Raw genomic sequence first — 14,812 nt, forward strand, 5'->3', positions numbered from 1 at the left:
CGTCCTCCACGGCGCCTGTAATCGTTTACATGTGCAGGACTGAAACGCAGCGCCCTTGCATGTAAACGATTACATGGATAGTTTCCGGCACCGCTGCCCTTGTCAAGCACCGGGTTATCGCTATCAGGCAAGCGGCGAGGGATTTACTTCAATGGCTCAAAAAACTGTCAGAATTCGGGATGTTGCGCGGGAGGCCGGGGTCTCGACCGCCACCGTCAGCCGGGCGCTTTCCAACCCCGACCTGCTGACGGAGAGCACCCGCAAAGCGGTAGAAGATGCGGTTCGAATCACCGGATACCGGGTCAACCACGCCGCGCGGAACCTCCGGATGCAGCGCGCCGGGGCCGTTCTGGTGCTCGTGCCCAACCTCGGCAACCCGTTTTTCAGCACCATCCTCGCCGCCATTTCCGAGAGCTTCGCTGGCACCGATACCTCCGTGCTCATTGCCGACACCGCAAGCGGCGGGCGCGAGCTGACCGGCTATTTTCTCGATGGCCGGATCGACGGGATGATCTCGCTCGATGGTGGCCTCGCCCAGTCCGACCTTGCCGCCTTTGACAGCGCAGGCGTGGCCGAACGCATCGTTTTCGCCTGTGAGTGGGTCGATGGCTCCACCCTGCCCTCAGTTCGGTCCGACAATGAAGAAGGCGCGCGCCTCGCCGTGCAGCACCTGCATGATCTCGGCCACCGCGACATCGCCCATGTCACCGGCCCCGCAGGCAATGTGCTCACCAAGGCCCGGCGCGCAGGCATGCTGGCCGAGCGCGCCCGCCTCGGCCTGCCCAGCCGGGATGACTGGATCATTCGCGGCGACTTCTCGCTCGCCTCGGGCCGCGATGCCGCGCACCGCATCATCGCCATGAAAGACCGGCCCTCAGCCGTTTTCTGTGCCTCCGATCAGGTGGCCTTTGCGCTGATGTCCACGCTGATGGAGGCGGGCCTGCGTGTGCCCGAGGATATCTCGGTCATCGGCTTCGACGATATCGAGCTGAGCAAGGTCTACACGCCCTCGCTCACCACCATCCGGCAGGATCGGCACGCGCTCGGCCGCCGGGCCGCCCAGCTGCTGCTGGAGCAGATCGCCGCGGCAGGCGACCCGCTCGCCCCCGTAGCGCCCGACCGGGTCGAGATGGTCGGAGTCGAGCTGGTGACCCGACAGAGCACCGCCGTCCCGGGCTGAGGCCGGGCCGTCAGGCCTCGGCCATCGCAGGCGCAAGCTGCGCTGCCTCGTCCCCCGGCGACAGCAGCCGCCGCTGCTCCCGGCGGAGCGCGTGAATGTCGAGGTCATCTACTATGTCCACATCATCAAGGCTCACGACCTGGTCCTGGCTGACAGAGCGCTTCAGCCGCACGTGATGCGCCAGCCCAATGGGCAGGGCATTCAACGCCACCGACTCCGTCGCCGGAATGGCCTTGGCCCAAACCTTGAAGCCCCCTTCACCGTCGAGATACTCGCCACTGTCAAAGCTGCCCTTGGCCGCTGCAACCGCATCGGCGCGGAACAGACGCGAGCTGCCCGTCGGCTCCTGCCGCAGGCAGGCCGAAAGGACCGACATCGCGGTTTCCAGCCCGATCAAGTGGAACGGTCGCCACATTGAGCCATACCAGCCGCTCTTGTCGGTCATCAGGCCGTATTGGTTGAAACATTGGCGGGTGTATTCGTTCGGCGCCTTGAAGGTCACGAACATACCGTACTGGATGTTGTTCAGCACCGTCCGCCCATCCGGCTCCCGCGAAGCGGCGATATCGACAATGCCGGTCTTCTCCAACTGCCCGCCCTCGCTCACCGGCTTGAAAACCTCGGCAAGGTCTTGCAGCCCGGCGGGCGGAAAGGCGAGGCCGTCTTTCGGGCAATCCATACCGGTCGCGTTGGCCACAGCCGCCATCTCGATCGCCGCCTTGGTGCCATCGGTGAAGGAGTTGTACATCTTCGGATTGAAGTCGCCCGACTTTACCTGCTCCGGGGTGAAATCGAAGTAGTCCCACACCGTGTCCGGCGTCGAATAGCGGTAGGAGGGGCAAAAGTTCATCCCCTTGCCTGCCGCAACCAGCTCAAAGCCGCAGCTCTTCACCCAGTCCACCAGTTCGCACATGGCCGCAGGCTGATCGCCATAGGCCATCGAGTAAACCACCCCGGCCTGCCGCGCCTTCTCTGCCAGCAGCGCGCCCACCATCACGTCGGCCTCGACGTTCACCATGACCACGTGCTTATCCGCACCGATGGCCGCCAAGGCGTGCCGCGTGCCCGCCAGCGGATGGCCCGTGGCCTCGATGATGCATTCGATATCCTCGCAGGCCATCAACGCACCTGCATCCTCGGTGATCCAGGTCTGCCCGCTGCTGAGCGCATCCTGCACCGACGACGCAGCATATTGCTCCCTCGGCCAGTGGACCCGCGCAAAGGACTCGCGCGCCTTCTTCACGTCGAGGTCCGCGACCCCGACCACATGCAGCCCCTCGATATGACGCGCCTGCGCCAGGATCATCGAGCCAAATTTGCCCGCCCCGATCAGGCCTACACGCACCGGTCTTCCTGCGGCGTTTCGCGCCGCCAACATGCTCGCAAGGTTCATTGCCGTCCTCCAATATCTGGCCAGACGGTAGCGGCGCGCGCGCCTTCTGCACCATCAAATTCTGCTATCGCACCTTTAAGCCCCGCTTCACCACACTTTAAGAATATGTCGTTGTTTCAGCCGCTCCGCCCTGCCAGAACCACTGGCGAAACACGAGCGTAAGGGAGGAACGTGAGCGTGGAACATCCGGCAGGTTCAAACGTGAGTCTCGCCCGCCGCGCCTGGTCGATCCGTCGCCATGCGCTGCGGATGGGCGAGGTGCAGGGGCAGGGATATATCGGGCAGGCGCTGGGATCGGCCGACGTTCTGGCGGTGTCCTACTTCCACGCCATGCGCTATCGCCCCGGCGATCCCGACTGGGAAGGTCGGGATCGCTTCCTCCTCTCCATTGGCCATTACGCCATCGCGCTCTATGCCGCGATGATCGAAGCCGGCATCCTGCCCGAGGACGAGATCGAAACCTACGGCATGGACGATAGCCGCCTGCCGATGTCCGGCATGGCCGCCTACACGCCGGGCATGGAGATCACCGGCGGCTCGCTCGGCCACGGTCTGGGCATCGCCGTGGGCATGGCGTTGGGCCTCAAGCGCAAGAAAAACGACGCCTTCGTCTACAACATGCTGTCCGATGGCGAACTGGGCGAGGGCTCCACCTGGGAGGCGGTCATGGGCGCCGCCGCCTGGAAGCTCGATAACCTCATCGCCATCGTCGACTTCAACAACCAGCAGGCCGACGGCCCCACGATGGACGCACTCGCCACCGGCCCTGGAACCGAGGCCGCCAAGTGGCAGGCCTTCGGCTGGCACGCCGAGGAGGTCGACGGCAACGACATTGCGGCAGTTGTGGCCGCCTTCGACCGCGCCCGAAATCTGACCGATCCGAAACCCCGCGCGATCATCTGCAACACCAAGATGTGCAAGGGCGTGCCCTTCCTCGAAGAGCGCGAGATCACCCACTTCGTCCGCGTGGAGCCCGAAGAATGGGCCAAGGCGCTCGCCCACCTCGATACGGAGATGCCGGAATGACCATCGGTCCCAACTCCCGCCGCACGCCAGCCCACATCGCCCGTCCGAAACCGGCCGAGCGCGGCGCCCGTACCTCCGCCATGATCGCCTCGCTGGATGCCGAGGGCCGCGACACCATCGCCGCCCCCTTCGGCCACGCGCTGGTGGACCTCGCCAAGACCCGCTCAGATATCGTCGGCCTCACCGCCGACCTCGGCAAATACACCGACCTGCACATCTTCGCCCAAGCCTACCCCGACCGTTTCTACCAGATGGGCATGGCCGAGGCGCTGCTGATGTCCGCCGCCGCCGGCATGGCCCGCGAGGGGTTCACCCCCTTCGCCACCACCTACGCCGTCTTCGCCTCGCGCCGCGCCTACGACTTCATCGTGATGGCCATCGCCGAGGAGAACCTGCCGGTCAAGATCGTCTGCGCCCTGCCCGGCCTCACCACCGGCTACGGCCCCTCGCACCAGGCCACCGAAGACCTCGCCATCATGCGCGGCATGCCCAATATGACCGTGCTCGACCCCTGCGATGCGGTGGAAACCGACCAAGCCACCCGCGCCATCGCCGACTACCCCGGCCCGGTCTACATGCGGCTGCTGCGTGGCAAGGTGCCGAACGTGCTGGGCGAATACGGCTACCAGTTCGAGTTGGGCAAGGCCAAGGAGATCCGCCCCGGCAACGACGTACTCTTCATCTCCTCCGGCTTCATGACCATGCGTTGCCTCGACGCGGCAGCGGCGCTTGAGAAAGATGGCGTAAGCTGCGCCGTGCTCCACTCGCCCACCATCAAGCCGCTGGATGAGGCCACCATCTGCGCCGAGGCGGCCAAGGGCGGCAGGCTCGTGGTCACCGCCGAGAACCACTCCATCACCGGCGGCCTCGGTGAAGCCGTGGCGGGTGCGCTGGCCCGCAACCAGGTCCACGTCCCCTTCCGCCAGGTCGCCCTCCCCGACGAGTTCCTCGACGCCGGCGCCCTCCCTTCGCTTCACGATCAATACGGGCTATCCGTTGCCAGCATCACCACACGGGTAAAGGGCTGGCTGAATGACTGAAGCAAACACCGGAACAGCAATCATCGGCCTCGGCGTCATGGGCCGGGGCATGGCGAAGAACATCCTCGCGGCGGGCATCCCGCTCACGGGGTATGACATGGCCCAACCCGCGCTCGACGCGCTAAAAGCGATGGGCGGCACACCCGCCACTTCCGCCGCCGAGGCCGCAAACGGCACCTCTCTGCTGATCCTCATGGTGGTCAACGCCGCCCAGGCCCGCGCCGCGCTCTTTGAGCAAGGCGCCGCCGCCGCCCTCTCCCCCGGCGCCACCGTCATGCTGTCGTCAACCGTTGCCCCCTTCGCCGCCCGCGCCATTGGCGACGAATTGGCCGAAATGGGCCACCACCTGCTCGATGCACCGGTCTCCGGCGGGCAGGTCGGAGCCGAAGCGGGCACGCTCACCATCATGGCCAGTGGCTCCGCACAGGCCTTCGCCCGCGCCGAAAAGGTGCTCGAAGCCACCGCTGGCACGCTCCACCGCCTCGGCGACGAGCCGGGCATGGGCGCCACCTACAAGGTTGTCCACCAGCTCGCCGCAGGCGTCCACATCGCCGCCGCCGCCGAGTTGATGAGCTTCGGCGCCAAGGCCGGTTGTGACCCGCAAAAGCTGCACGAGATCGTCATGGCCTCGGCAGGGGCGAGCTGGATGCTCGGCAACCGTGGCCCCCGGATGATGGAAGCCGATCCCGAAGTCACCTCCACCGTCGAGATCTTCATCAAGGATCTCGGGCTGGTGGAAGAAACCGCCAAGGAGGCCGAGGCCCCCGTGCCACTGGCCGCCCTCTCGCTGCAACTCTTCTCCGCCGCCCGGGCCCTCGGCCACGGCAAGGCGGACGATGCCCTCGTCATCCGCGCCTACGAGGCGCTCACCGGAAAACCCGTTCACGAAAGCTGAAGCAAAATGCCCGACCTTCTCACCGGAAAGACCGCCATCATCACCGGCGCCGCCAGCCCGCGCGGCCTCGGCAAGGCCACCGCCAAGCTCTTCGCCGAGCACGGCTGCCGCGTGGCGGTGCTCGACCTCGACGCCGACGCCGCCGCATCGGCCGCTAGCGATCTTCCCGGCGAAGGCCACATCGGGCTCGCCTGCAACGTCACCGACAAAGACGCCTGCGACACCGCCTTCGCCGCCGTGCTGGAGGCCTTCGGTCAGGTCGACATTCTGGTGAATAACGCTGGCATCACCCAGCCGCTGAAGTTCATGGACATCGCACCCGAGAACTACGACGCCGTGCTGGATGTGAACCTGCGCGGCACCCTCTACATGAGCCAGGCAGCGCTGCCCCACATGCGCTCCCGCAAGTCCGGCTCTATCGTCAACATGTCGTCTGTCTCCGCCCAGCGCGGCGGCGGCATCTTCGGCGGGCCGCACTACTCGGCCGCCAAGGCGGGAGTGCTCGGCCTCACCAAGGCCATGGCCCGCGAAGCCGCCCCCGACAACGTGCGCTCCAACGCCATTTGCCCCGGCTTCATCGCGACCGACATCACGGCGGGCAAGCTGACCAACGAAATGAAAGCGGCGGTACTCGACGGCATCCCGATGGGTCGCGCCGGCGAAGCCTCCGATGTAGCGGGGTGCGCCCTCTTCCTCGCCTCCGACCTCGCCGCCTATGTCACCGGCTCCGAAGTCGACGTGAACGGCGGCTCGCTGATCCACTGATCCGAAATGGGTGCGCCAGCCATGGCGCACCCACCTACCCCGCCAGCTCCGTCACGCTCTCAAAGCTCTCCACGGTCAACCCGTGCCGCGCCACGATCGCCTCAACGTCGCGCCCGTGCCGCTCCGCTTCTTCAGCAATCCAGCCCAGAAAAATCTGCACCGCCTTCCGGTTCAGATACCGGCTCGGGCAAATCGCCCAATGCGCAGGAAACCGTAGCACCGGCACCTTGGGTGCAACTGGCACCAGCCTCCCTTCAGTAACCTCCCGCTCGGCCACAACCAGCGATTCCAGCACCATACCGACGCCGTCGAGTGCCAGTTGCAGGGCCATCGACGAGCGATCCATCAGCAATGTCTTGCGGTTGGCGCGGGTCTCGATCCCGTTGCGCAAGAGCCAGCTGTCCCACTGACACAGGTTGCGCGCAGAATCGATGAACCGTGCCTTGCCGAACGGGTCGCCGCCCAAGGCCTCCAGATACGCCGGCGTTGCCAGCGGCAGGATGTGATCTTCCACCACCGGCTCCACGTGCATCCCGCCCCAATCGCCGGTGCCGTAGCGCACATCGAGGTCCATCACCTCGCGGTCAAAGTCCGTTGGGTCCGGCGCCGCATCCACCCGCAACTCCCACTCCGGGTGCTTCTCGACAAACCGGCTCAGCCGCGGCCCCAGCCACAGCACGCCGAAACTCGGCGCCACCCTCAGGTTCAGCCGCCGGGTCTCGCGTGATCGACCAAGGTTACGCCGCGCGTCCTTCAACATCCGCAGCGCCGTACCGGCCGACTGATAGAGCTGTTCCCCTTCCAACGTCAGCGAAAGCTGCCGCCCGTCCCGCCGAAACAGCTTCACCCCGAGCTGCTGCTCCAACAGCTTGATCTGCTGGCTGACGGCCGATGGCGAGACCGAAAGCTCTTCGGCAGCGCGGGAGAGCGTGCCCCGCCGCGCCACCGTCTCGAAGTAGAGGATGGCATTGAGGTTCTCGGTCCGTGCCATCCCCTTGCTCCTTTACTTCGCCGCCACGGCCTCCTGCCGCTGGCGCCCGAGGCCTTCCACCTCGATCTCCATCACGTCGCCGGGCTTCAGGAACCGCTGCGGCTTCATGCCCATGCCCACGCCCGAGGGCGTGCCGGTGGCGATGATGTCGCCGGGCTGAAGCTGCATGAACCGGCTCATATAGCTGATGATCTCGGCCACGGTGAAGATCATGTCATCCGTGTTCGAATCCTGCACGGTCTCGCCATTGAGGTCGAGCGTGACCCGCAGCTTCTGCGGGTCGGCCACTTCATCGGCGGTCACAAGGTAGGGGCCGGTCGGGCCGAAAGTCGGGGCTGATTTGCCCTTGATCCATTGGCCACCCTTCTCGATCTGGAACTCGCGCTCGGAGACATCGTTGATCGTGCAGTAACCGGCCACATAATCCAGCGCCTCTTCCTCGCTGACATAAAGCGCCGTCTTGCCGATCACCACGCCCAGCTCGACCTCCCAGTCGCCCTTCACGCTGTCCCGCGGAATGATCACCTCGTCAAACGGCCCCGACAGCGCGGAAGTCGCCTTCGAGAAGATGATCGGCTCCTTCGGCGGCTCGGCGCCGGTTTCTTCGGCGTGCTTGGTGTAGTTCAGCCCGATGCAAAAGAAGTTCGGCACGGAGGCCACGCAGCTGCCAATCCGGCCCGGCTCTTCAACCACCGGCAGGCTGTTAACGTCGATGGCGCGGATCGCCTCGAGGGCCTCGAGCGATACGCCCTCACCCGCCAGTTCGCCCACCTTGCCGGACAGATCACGCACGCGGCCTTCCGCATCCAGAATGCCGGGCTTTTCCGAGCCCGCCGGGCCAAAACGCAAGAGTTTCATCAGGTCTCACTTTCCTTGATAGAGATAGCTTGATGCGGAAGGATCACTTTGCAGGGGTGACGTCGTCCGCGGCTTCCGTTGTCGGGTTGGGCTGTAGCTCGCCGACCCGGGTGTTGGTGTCAAAGTGCCGCCGTATCTGGCGGCGCAGGGCATCGAGGTGGGCCGAGATGGTTGATTTCACCTTGCGCCGGTCCCGGTCCCGCAGCCCCTGAATGATGCCGTTATGCTCGTCAAACACCCGCTGCTGGCTGCGCCCGATCCGGCTGCCGAGAAAGCGCGCGCGCCAGAGCTTGGCAAGGTAGGTGCTATGGGTCTCGGCAAGCGCCGGGTTACCGCTGGCCCGCACGAGCGCGGAGTGAAACTCCATATCGACCTCGAAGAGGTCGATCTCATCCGTAGTGGGGGCAAGCTTTTCCATACGGGCCTGAACGGCGGCGGCGGCATCGATATCAGCCTCCGAGGCATGGGCCACCGCGAGCTCGCCCGAGAGCAACTCCAGCGCCTTCAACACTTCGAGGTTGTCCACCACTTCCTTCCATGTCGGGTCGGCCACGATCGGGCTGCGCGAGGGACGCAGCTCCACCAGCCCCTCCAGCGACAGGATCCGAATCGCCTCACGCATGGGCGTGCGGCTCACACCCAGCTCGGCGGCATTGTCGCGTTCCTTGATAGAAGCACCGGGCCGCAGCGTGCCCCGCAGAATTTCCCTTCGCAGACGCTTCGCGATCTGCTCCGGCAGCAGTTTGTCCGCCATATTGCGCCTCGTGTTGGCGATTCCCTCCCAGGCACTCGCGAAATACGGGCAATGACCCCGAAATCAACCGCAAAAAAGTGCCTCTCCGGCGATTTTGGTATACCAAAACCCGTTGATTGTCGACATGGCTTCCGATAGTTTCCGCCCGGATGGTATGCCATCTTTCGCCGCGCGTTGGAGGACGCGCAGTATGAAAAGCGGTGCCGCCCGGGGAGGGTAAGGGCCGCGCAGGGAGGTAACTCTATGAAACTTTCGACCGTTCTTTCGACGGCCGCAGCCGCTGCCCTTGTGGCCGGTGCCGCCATGGCTGATCCGATCACCCTTCGGATCCAGACTCACTATGCAACCGAGCATCCGACCGGTCAGGCTCTGGCCACCTGGATCGACGACGTCCAGACCATGTCCGGCGGCGACATCACCGTCGAGATGTTCTACTCCTCGTCCGTCGTGGCGACCACCGAGACCTTCGACGCCGCCATCAACGGCATCGTCGACTGCGACGCCACCGGCGGCGCGTACCAGACCGGCAAGAACCCCGCGTTCCAGTTCGTCGGCGACATCATGGGCGGCTACGATACCCCCTGGCAGCAGTACTCCTGGCTCTACTACGGTGACGGCTACGCCGCCGCTCAGGAGCTCTACAACGCTCAGGGCATGCAGCTCGTCGGCTGGTCGATCTACGGCCAGGAGTCGCTGTCTTCGTCCAAGCCGATCCGTGGCTTCGAAGACCTGAAGGGCTGGAAGTTCCGTTCGCCCCCGGGCATGGAAACCGAGATCTTCGAAGAGCTGGGCGCCTCGCCCATCGTGATGGACTTCACCGAGATCTTTACCGCGCTCGAAACCGGCATCATCGACGGTGCTGACGCCTCTGGCCTCGCCAACAACGTGGGCCTCGGTCTCTACGACATCGTGAAGCACGCCACCTACCCGGGCTTCCACTCGATGCCGTCCGACCACCTCGCCTGCAACAAGGACGTGTGGGACGGCATGACCGAGCAGCAGCGTCGGATCATCGACACCGCCTGGCAGAAACTCTCCTTCCAGATCGCCCTGTCGAACGAGAAGGCCAACGCTGAAGCCGCCGCTGAGCTGACCGCCGCTGGCGTGACTCTCTACGACTGGTCGCCCGAAGATCGTGCCGCCTTCCGTAAGGCCGCTCAGACCGCTTGGGACGACTGGGGCACCCGTTCGCCCGAGGCCGGCGCGATCCTCGCCAGCCACAAGACCTACCTCAAGCAGCTCGGCCTGATCGAGTAAGCATGAGGCATCAGCCTTCATAACATCGATGAGCCCCGCACGCCGGGGCTCATCCGTCTTCGGGCAGAAGAAATAATCACACAACACACAGCATGACCGCTTGGGGAGGTGCGCCATGTCGGAAATTCTCGAAAAGGAAAGTGTGTGGCTCGGAGGGCTGCGAAAGCCCGTCCGTACAGCCGCCATCGTGTTCACCGGCATCGCCGTGCTCGTCTGGGCTTGGCTGGTGCTCAACCTGCTGATCTCCGACGACGCCTACGGCATGCACGAGATGATCCGCCCCCAGGGCAAGCCGATCGTCTACCTGATGCTGGGCTCGGCCTTGCTCTCCATCGTGTTCACCTCGATCTACCTATCCGACTTCATCGGCGCGATCGAGGACAAGCCGGAAGGCTTCTTCGACATTCTGTCGCTGATCACGTCGCGGATGGCCATGATCATGATCGGGCTGATCGTGATCGTCATGTTCTACGAGGTGGTCTCGCGCTACGTCTTCTCGCGCCCCACGCTCTGGGCCAACGAACTTTCGCTCTGGATCGCGGGCGTGGTGTTCCTGTTCGCCGGGCAATACGCCATGCAGCAGCGCAGCCACATCCGCATCTACGTGATCTATGACGTGATGCCCCGCTGGGCCCAAAAGACCGCCGACTGTATCTCGGTCGGCCTGATCGTCGGCTTTACCTTCGCTCTCGTCTGGGGCGGCTACGCCGACGCCAAAACCCGCCTCCTGCGGATGGAAACCTTCGGCACCGCCTGGGATCCGCCCATTCCGGGCACCATGAAGGCCGCCATTCTCTTCATCATCTGCCTCGTCGCCGTGCAGGCCGTCTCCAACCTCATCGCAGATTGGAACAAGGCCCCCGAGCACCACACCGACGAGATGGACGAGCAAGAGATCGAAAACATCCGCAAGACGCTGGAGGACTGATCAATGGTCGATATCGGCACCCTCAGCCTGCTGGTTCTTGCAGGCATGTTCATCCTGCTTGCCATCGGCATGCCCCTCGGTTTCGCCTCCGCCTTCCTCGCGGTGGTGACCCTGATCCTCAAGTTCGACGTGGATATCCTCTTCCGCGACTTCGGCAAGGGCCCGTTCTCGGTGCTCGGTCAGGCCGTTTACCGGCAAATGACGAACTACGTCCTGATCTCGATACCCTTGTTCATATTCATGGCGGCGCTCCTCGAACGAACGGGCATCGCCAAGGACATGTACAACTCGCTGAACGTCTGGCTCAGCCGGATGCGCGGCGGCATCGCCATCGTGACCTCGATCATGGCCGTCATCATGGCCGCCATGTCGGGCATCATCGGCGGCGAGGTGGTTCTGCTGGGCCTCATCGCCCTGCCGCAGATGCTCCGCCTCGGGTACAACCAGAACCTCGCCATCGGCACCATCTGTGCCTCCGGCTCGCTCGGCACCATGATCCCGCCGTCCATCGTGCTCATCTTCTACGGGCTGGTGACGGAAACCTCGATCAAGGCCCTCTTCACCGCCTCGTTCCTGCCGGGCTTCATGCTGGCGTCGTTCTTCATCGTCTACATCCTGATCCGCACCAACCTGAACCCCTCGCTGGCCCCGCTGCCTCCCGAGGAGCCGGGCGCGGTGGAAGGCAAGGAAAAGGGGATGCGCTTTCTCGGTTTCCTCGCCTACTTCGGCCTCTGGATCACCGGGGTGCTGTTCCTGCGGGCAGTGTTCTTCTGGGCAACCGGTGAAGGCTACGTGCAGGAAGGTGTCGACCCGATCGCGCTTGGCATGGTCTATCACATGCCCTGGATCGCAGGCGCCTTCGCGCTCTGCCTCGCCGCCGTGTTCCTTGTGGGCAAGGAGCGTACCGCGGAGGGCTGGCAGATGGGCAAGGGCCTCGTCGCGCCCGTGATCGTGATCGGCGTTGTGCTCGGCTCCATCTACATGGGCATCACCGGCATCACAGAGGCCGCCGGTATGGGCGTGGTGGCGGTTTTCACCATCTCCGTGCTGCGCCGCGAGATGACCTTCGACATCGTCTGGGACAGCCTGATGCGCACGCTCAAGTCCACCGGCACGATCATCTGGGTGACCATCGGTGCGGCGGCCCTCGCTGCGGCGTACACCCTCGCGGGTGGCCCGACCTACGTGGCCAACCTGATCGTCGCCGCCGACCTGCCCACCATGGGCATCATTCTCGTGATGATGCTGATCTTCCTCATCATGGGGATGTTCATGGACTGGGTCGGCATCGTGCTGCTGATCATGCCGGTGTTCCTGCCGATCGTGCTCAAGCTGCCGGTCGAGGAACTGGGCTTCATCGGCGGGCTGGAGCCGCGCCACGTGGCGATCTGGTTCGGCGTGGTATTCTGTATGAACATGCAGGTCAGTTTCCTGTCGCCCCCCTTCGGCCCCGCGGCCTTCTACCTGAAGTCCGTGGCCCCGCCGCACATCACCCTCACGGCGATCTTCCGGGGTTTCCTGCCCTTCATCTGCCTCCAGCTCTGCGCCCTTGCGGTGCTGCTGATCTGGCCGCCGATCGTCTCGGTCTTCCTCTGAGGCGCTGACATTTCGCCGGGGCGGCCCGCCCGCCCCGGCACGCATTCTTCCAGGCCGCGAGGAGCTTGAAATTCCATGGCCACCATCAGCCGTCTTCAGGCCGACCATTACATCACCCCCCTCCCGCAGGTGCTCGAAGATTCGATGCACGGCGCGATGGAGAATTTCGAGGTCATCACCGCCCGCGTCACTGACAGCGATGGCGCCGAGGGGATGGGCTACACCTACACCTGCGGCGTGAACGGCGGCGCGATTGCCGATACCCTCACCCGCGAGATGGCCCCCCGCGTGGCAGGCCGCGATGCCGACCTCATCGAAGCAATCTGGAAAGACCTCTGGTGGGCCACCCACTACGGCGGGCGCGGCGGCCCGACTGTTATGGCACTTTCGGCGCTCGACATGGCGCTGTGGGATTTGAAGGCGCGGCGCGCAAACCTGCCGCTCTGGCGCCTTCTTGGTGGATATGACGCCCGTGTGCCCTGTTACATGGGCGGGGTCGATCTGCACCTCTCACCGCAAGAGCTGGTCGACCAGACCCACCGCAACGTCGAGAACGGCCACCGCCACATCAAGATCAAATGCGGCCGCGACGCGCTCCACGAGGACGTGGCCCGGATGTCGGCCATGCGAGACGCCTTCGGCCCCGACATGCCGCTGATGACCGACGCCAACATGAAGTTCACGGTCGATGGCGCCATCCGCGCCGCCCGTGCCTTCCGCGAGTTCGACCTCACATGGTTCGAAGAGCCGATTCCGCCGGACGATCCCGCAGGCCACGCCCGCATACTCTCCGAAGGCGGCGTGCCGTTGGCCACCGGCGAAAACCTCCGTACACTCTGGGAGTTCAAGACCCTCATCGACAGCAAGGGCATCAGCTACCCCGAACCCGATGTCACCGGCTGCGGCGGCGTGACCGGCTTTATGAAGATCGCCGCATTGGCTGAGGCCCACCACCTGCCCGTCACCAGCCACGGCGCGCATGATGTCACCGTACATCTGCTCGCCGCAGCGCCAAACCGCAGCTACCTCGAGATGCACAGCTTCGGCCTGAACGACTACATCGAAACCCCGCTTACCGTGGTCGAAGGCCACGTCACCGCGCCCGAAACCCCGGGCCACGGCGTCGCCTTCGACTGGGAAAAGCTGGAAACCTGCCGCGCCTGAGGAGGAGACGCCAATGCTCACGCAAAGCCAGATCGACACCTTCAACGCCGAGGGCGTGCTCGTGGTCGACAATGTTCTGCCCACCGAAACGCTGGAGGCGGTGAAGGCCGAATACACCGCCCTGCTCGACGCCATGTATGACCGCTGGCACGCCGAGGGCCGCGTGCCCGCGCCCGGCAACATGGACTTCTGGCAAAAGCTGCTGGTCAGCTACGAGGCGGGTTGCGAGTGGTTCCAGCCGATGGACATCACCCTGCCCGGCGGCGAGTTCACCGCAGACACGCCCATGCACCAGGGCCCGGCGGTCTTTGACATGCTGCGCTGCGACCGCCTGCTCGATCTTGTCGAAAGCCTGATCGGCCCCGAGATCACCTCCAACCCTATCCAGCACGTCCGCCTCAAGCCGCCCTCACGCACCCTGCGCGGCTCCGAGACCACTGCCCACATCATGGCCACCGATTGGCATCAGGATCGTGCCGTGGCCCACGCCGAGGGCGACAACACCCAGATGGTCACCGTCTGGCTGGCGATCTCCGATGCCACGCTCGAAAACGGCTGCCTGCAAGTCATCCCCGGCAAGCCGCAAATGTATCCGCATTGCCCCCAAAAGCAGACCTCCATCGCCGATGGCCTGCTTGACGAAAGCAAGGCCCGCCCCCTGCCGGTCAAGGCCGGCGGCGCGGTGATCTTCCACCCGCTTACGCCCCACGCCTCGCTCGACAACGTGGCCGATGATTTCCGCTGGTCCTTCGACATCCGCTACAATGTCACCGGCCAGCCCACCGGCCGCGCCCACTTCCCCGATTTCGTCGCCCGCTCGCGTGCCAATCCCGAAAGCGAGCTGAAGGACTGGCGCGTCTGGAAGCAGATGTGGGAAGACACCCGCACCCGCCTCGCCCCAGAGCCGCACATCCCGATCCACCGCTGGGACGGCAACGCCCCCGTCTGTGCCTGACCCGTAGGGT

At 64.8% G+C, this 14,812-nt stretch carries 14 protein-coding genes; 10 read left to right on the plus strand and 4 right to left on the minus strand.

The features are described from left to right. Window positions 1–151 precede the first annotated feature (151 nt). Complete coding sequence (locus KUV38_RS14250) at window positions 152–1,180, plus strand: LacI family DNA-binding transcriptional regulator (RefSeq protein WP_222470679.1); 1,029 nt, start codon at window positions 152–154, stop codon at window positions 1,178–1,180. A gap of 10 nt (window positions 1,181–1,190) precedes the next feature. On the opposite strand, the gene KUV38_RS14255 is transcribed toward KUV38_RS14250, so the two are convergent. Further along, the gene (locus KUV38_RS14255; RefSeq protein WP_222470680.1) at window positions 1,191–2,573 is read right to left on the minus strand and encodes an NAD(P)H-dependent oxidoreductase; all 1,383 of its coding nucleotides are present in this window, start codon (window positions 2,571–2,573) and stop codon (window positions 1,191–1,193) included. A 249-nt stretch (window positions 2,574–2,822) separates the two neighbouring features. On the opposite strand from KUV38_RS14255, the gene KUV38_RS14260 reads away from it, so the two are divergent. From KUV38_RS14260 to KUV38_RS14275, 4 genes are read left to right on the plus strand one after another with little or no spacing between them, the layout of a single operon-like run. Next, the gene (locus KUV38_RS14260; RefSeq protein ID WP_222471093.1) at window positions 2,823–3,599 is read left to right on the plus strand and encodes a transketolase; all 777 of its coding nucleotides are present in this window, start codon (window positions 2,823–2,825) and stop codon (window positions 3,597–3,599) included. Continuing rightward, on the plus strand, window positions 3,596–4,639 hold the full coding sequence (locus KUV38_RS14265; protein ID WP_222470681.1) for a transketolase family protein: 1,044 nt from the start codon (window positions 3,596–3,598) through the stop codon (window positions 4,637–4,639). Before KUV38_RS14260 ends, KUV38_RS14265 begins: the two co-directional genes overlap by 4 nt. After that, on the plus strand, window positions 4,632–5,534 hold the full coding sequence (locus KUV38_RS14270) for an NAD(P)-dependent oxidoreductase (RefSeq protein WP_222470682.1): 903 nt from the start codon (window positions 4,632–4,634) through the stop codon (window positions 5,532–5,534). Before KUV38_RS14265 ends, KUV38_RS14270 begins: the two co-directional genes overlap by 8 nt. 6 nt (window positions 5,535–5,540) lie before the next feature. Further along, complete coding sequence (locus tag KUV38_RS14275) at window positions 5,541–6,299, plus strand: SDR family NAD(P)-dependent oxidoreductase (protein WP_222470683.1); 759 nt, start codon at window positions 5,541–5,543, stop codon at window positions 6,297–6,299. A 34-nt stretch (window positions 6,300–6,333) separates the two neighbouring features. Here the strand turns inward: KUV38_RS14275 and KUV38_RS14280 are convergent, their stop codons facing one another. The 3 genes from KUV38_RS14280 to KUV38_RS14290 are packed head-to-tail and all read right to left on the minus strand — an operon-like array spanning window position 6,334 to window position 8,902. Beyond that, window positions 6,334–7,290, minus strand: coding sequence for a LysR family transcriptional regulator (locus KUV38_RS14280; RefSeq protein ID WP_222470684.1), 957 nt, complete (start codon window positions 7,288–7,290; stop codon window positions 6,334–6,336). 12 nt (window positions 7,291–7,302) lie between these two features. Beyond that, complete coding sequence (locus tag KUV38_RS14285) at window positions 7,303–8,148, minus strand: fumarylacetoacetate hydrolase family protein (RefSeq protein ID WP_222470685.1); 846 nt, start codon at window positions 8,146–8,148, stop codon at window positions 7,303–7,305. A 43-nt stretch (window positions 8,149–8,191) separates the two neighbouring features. Next, window positions 8,192–8,902, minus strand: a complete 711-nt coding sequence (locus KUV38_RS14290; RefSeq protein WP_222470686.1) for a GntR family transcriptional regulator — start codon at window positions 8,900–8,902, stop codon at window positions 8,192–8,194. 243 nt (window positions 8,903–9,145) lie between these two features. On the opposite strand from KUV38_RS14290, the gene KUV38_RS14295 reads away from it, so the two are divergent. The 5 genes from KUV38_RS14295 to KUV38_RS14315 all read left to right on the plus strand — a co-directional run bounded on the left by KUV38_RS14295 (window position 9,146) and on the right by KUV38_RS14315 (window position 14,802). Then, on the plus strand, window positions 9,146–10,159 hold the full coding sequence (locus KUV38_RS14295; RefSeq protein WP_222470687.1) for a TRAP transporter substrate-binding protein: 1,014 nt from the start codon (window positions 9,146–9,148) through the stop codon (window positions 10,157–10,159). Between the two features lie 115 nt (window positions 10,160–10,274). Continuing rightward, window positions 10,275–11,087, plus strand: coding sequence for a TRAP transporter small permease subunit (locus KUV38_RS14300; protein WP_213544356.1), 813 nt, complete (start codon window positions 10,275–10,277; stop codon window positions 11,085–11,087). 3 nt (window positions 11,088–11,090) lie between these two features. Continuing rightward, window positions 11,091–12,683: a TRAP transporter large permease subunit gene (locus tag KUV38_RS14305; RefSeq protein WP_222470688.1), complete on the plus strand. Its 1,593-nt coding sequence runs from the start codon at window positions 11,091–11,093 to the stop codon at window positions 12,681–12,683. Between the two features lie 75 nt (window positions 12,684–12,758). Further along, the gene (locus KUV38_RS14310; protein ID WP_222470689.1) at window positions 12,759–13,847 is read left to right on the plus strand and encodes a mandelate racemase/muconate lactonizing enzyme family protein; all 1,089 of its coding nucleotides are present in this window, start codon (window positions 12,759–12,761) and stop codon (window positions 13,845–13,847) included. Between the two features lie 13 nt (window positions 13,848–13,860). Beyond that, window positions 13,861–14,802, plus strand: coding sequence for a phytanoyl-CoA dioxygenase family protein (locus KUV38_RS14315; RefSeq protein WP_222470690.1), 942 nt, complete (start codon window positions 13,861–13,863; stop codon window positions 14,800–14,802). Window positions 14,803–14,812 lie beyond the last annotated feature (10 nt).

Origin of the sequence: Vannielia litorea (genome assembly GCF_019801175.1) — a bacterium.
GTDB classification, from domain to species: domain Bacteria; phylum Pseudomonadota; class Alphaproteobacteria; order Rhodobacterales; family Rhodobacteraceae; genus Vannielia; species Vannielia litorea_B.

What these genes read in the sequence shown, in the direction of transcription:
- KUV38_RS14290 (WP_222470686.1), bottom strand. Translation starts at nt 8,902, where the DNA reads ATGGCGGACAAACTGCTGCCGGAGCAGATCGCGAAGCGTCTGCGAAGG.
- KUV38_RS14305 (WP_222470688.1), top strand. Translation starts at nt 11,091, where the DNA reads ATGGTCGATATCGGCACCCTCAGCCTGCTGGTTCTTGCAGGCATGTTC.
- KUV38_RS14295 (WP_222470687.1), top strand. Translation starts at nt 9,146, where the DNA reads ATGAAACTTTCGACCGTTCTTTCGACGGCCGCAGCCGCTGCCCTTGTG.
- KUV38_RS14300 (WP_213544356.1), top strand. Translation starts at nt 10,275, where the DNA reads ATGTCGGAAATTCTCGAAAAGGAAAGTGTGTGGCTCGGAGGGCTGCGA.
- KUV38_RS14255 (WP_222470680.1), bottom strand. Translation starts at nt 2,573, where the DNA reads ATGAACCTTGCGAGCATGTTGGCGGCGCGAAACGCCGCAGGAAGACCG.
- KUV38_RS14310 (WP_222470689.1), top strand. Translation starts at nt 12,759, where the DNA reads ATGGCCACCATCAGCCGTCTTCAGGCCGACCATTACATCACCCCCCTC.
- KUV38_RS14265 (WP_222470681.1), top strand. Translation starts at nt 3,596, where the DNA reads ATGACCATCGGTCCCAACTCCCGCCGCACGCCAGCCCACATCGCCCGT.
- KUV38_RS14280 (WP_222470684.1), bottom strand. Translation starts at nt 7,290, where the DNA reads ATGGCACGGACCGAGAACCTCAATGCCATCCTCTACTTCGAGACGGTG.
- KUV38_RS14275 (WP_222470683.1), top strand. Translation starts at nt 5,541, where the DNA reads ATGCCCGACCTTCTCACCGGAAAGACCGCCATCATCACCGGCGCCGCC.
- KUV38_RS14315 (WP_222470690.1), top strand. Translation starts at nt 13,861, where the DNA reads ATGCTCACGCAAAGCCAGATCGACACCTTCAACGCCGAGGGCGTGCTC.
- KUV38_RS14285 (WP_222470685.1), bottom strand. Translation starts at nt 8,148, where the DNA reads ATGAAACTCTTGCGTTTTGGCCCGGCGGGCTCGGAAAAGCCCGGCATT.
- KUV38_RS14270 (WP_222470682.1), top strand. Translation starts at nt 4,632, where the DNA reads ATGACTGAAGCAAACACCGGAACAGCAATCATCGGCCTCGGCGTCATG.
- KUV38_RS14260 (WP_222471093.1), top strand. Translation starts at nt 2,823, where the DNA reads ATGGGCGAGGTGCAGGGGCAGGGATATATCGGGCAGGCGCTGGGATCG.
- KUV38_RS14250 (WP_222470679.1), top strand. Translation starts at nt 152, where the DNA reads ATGGCTCAAAAAACTGTCAGAATTCGGGATGTTGCGCGGGAGGCCGGG.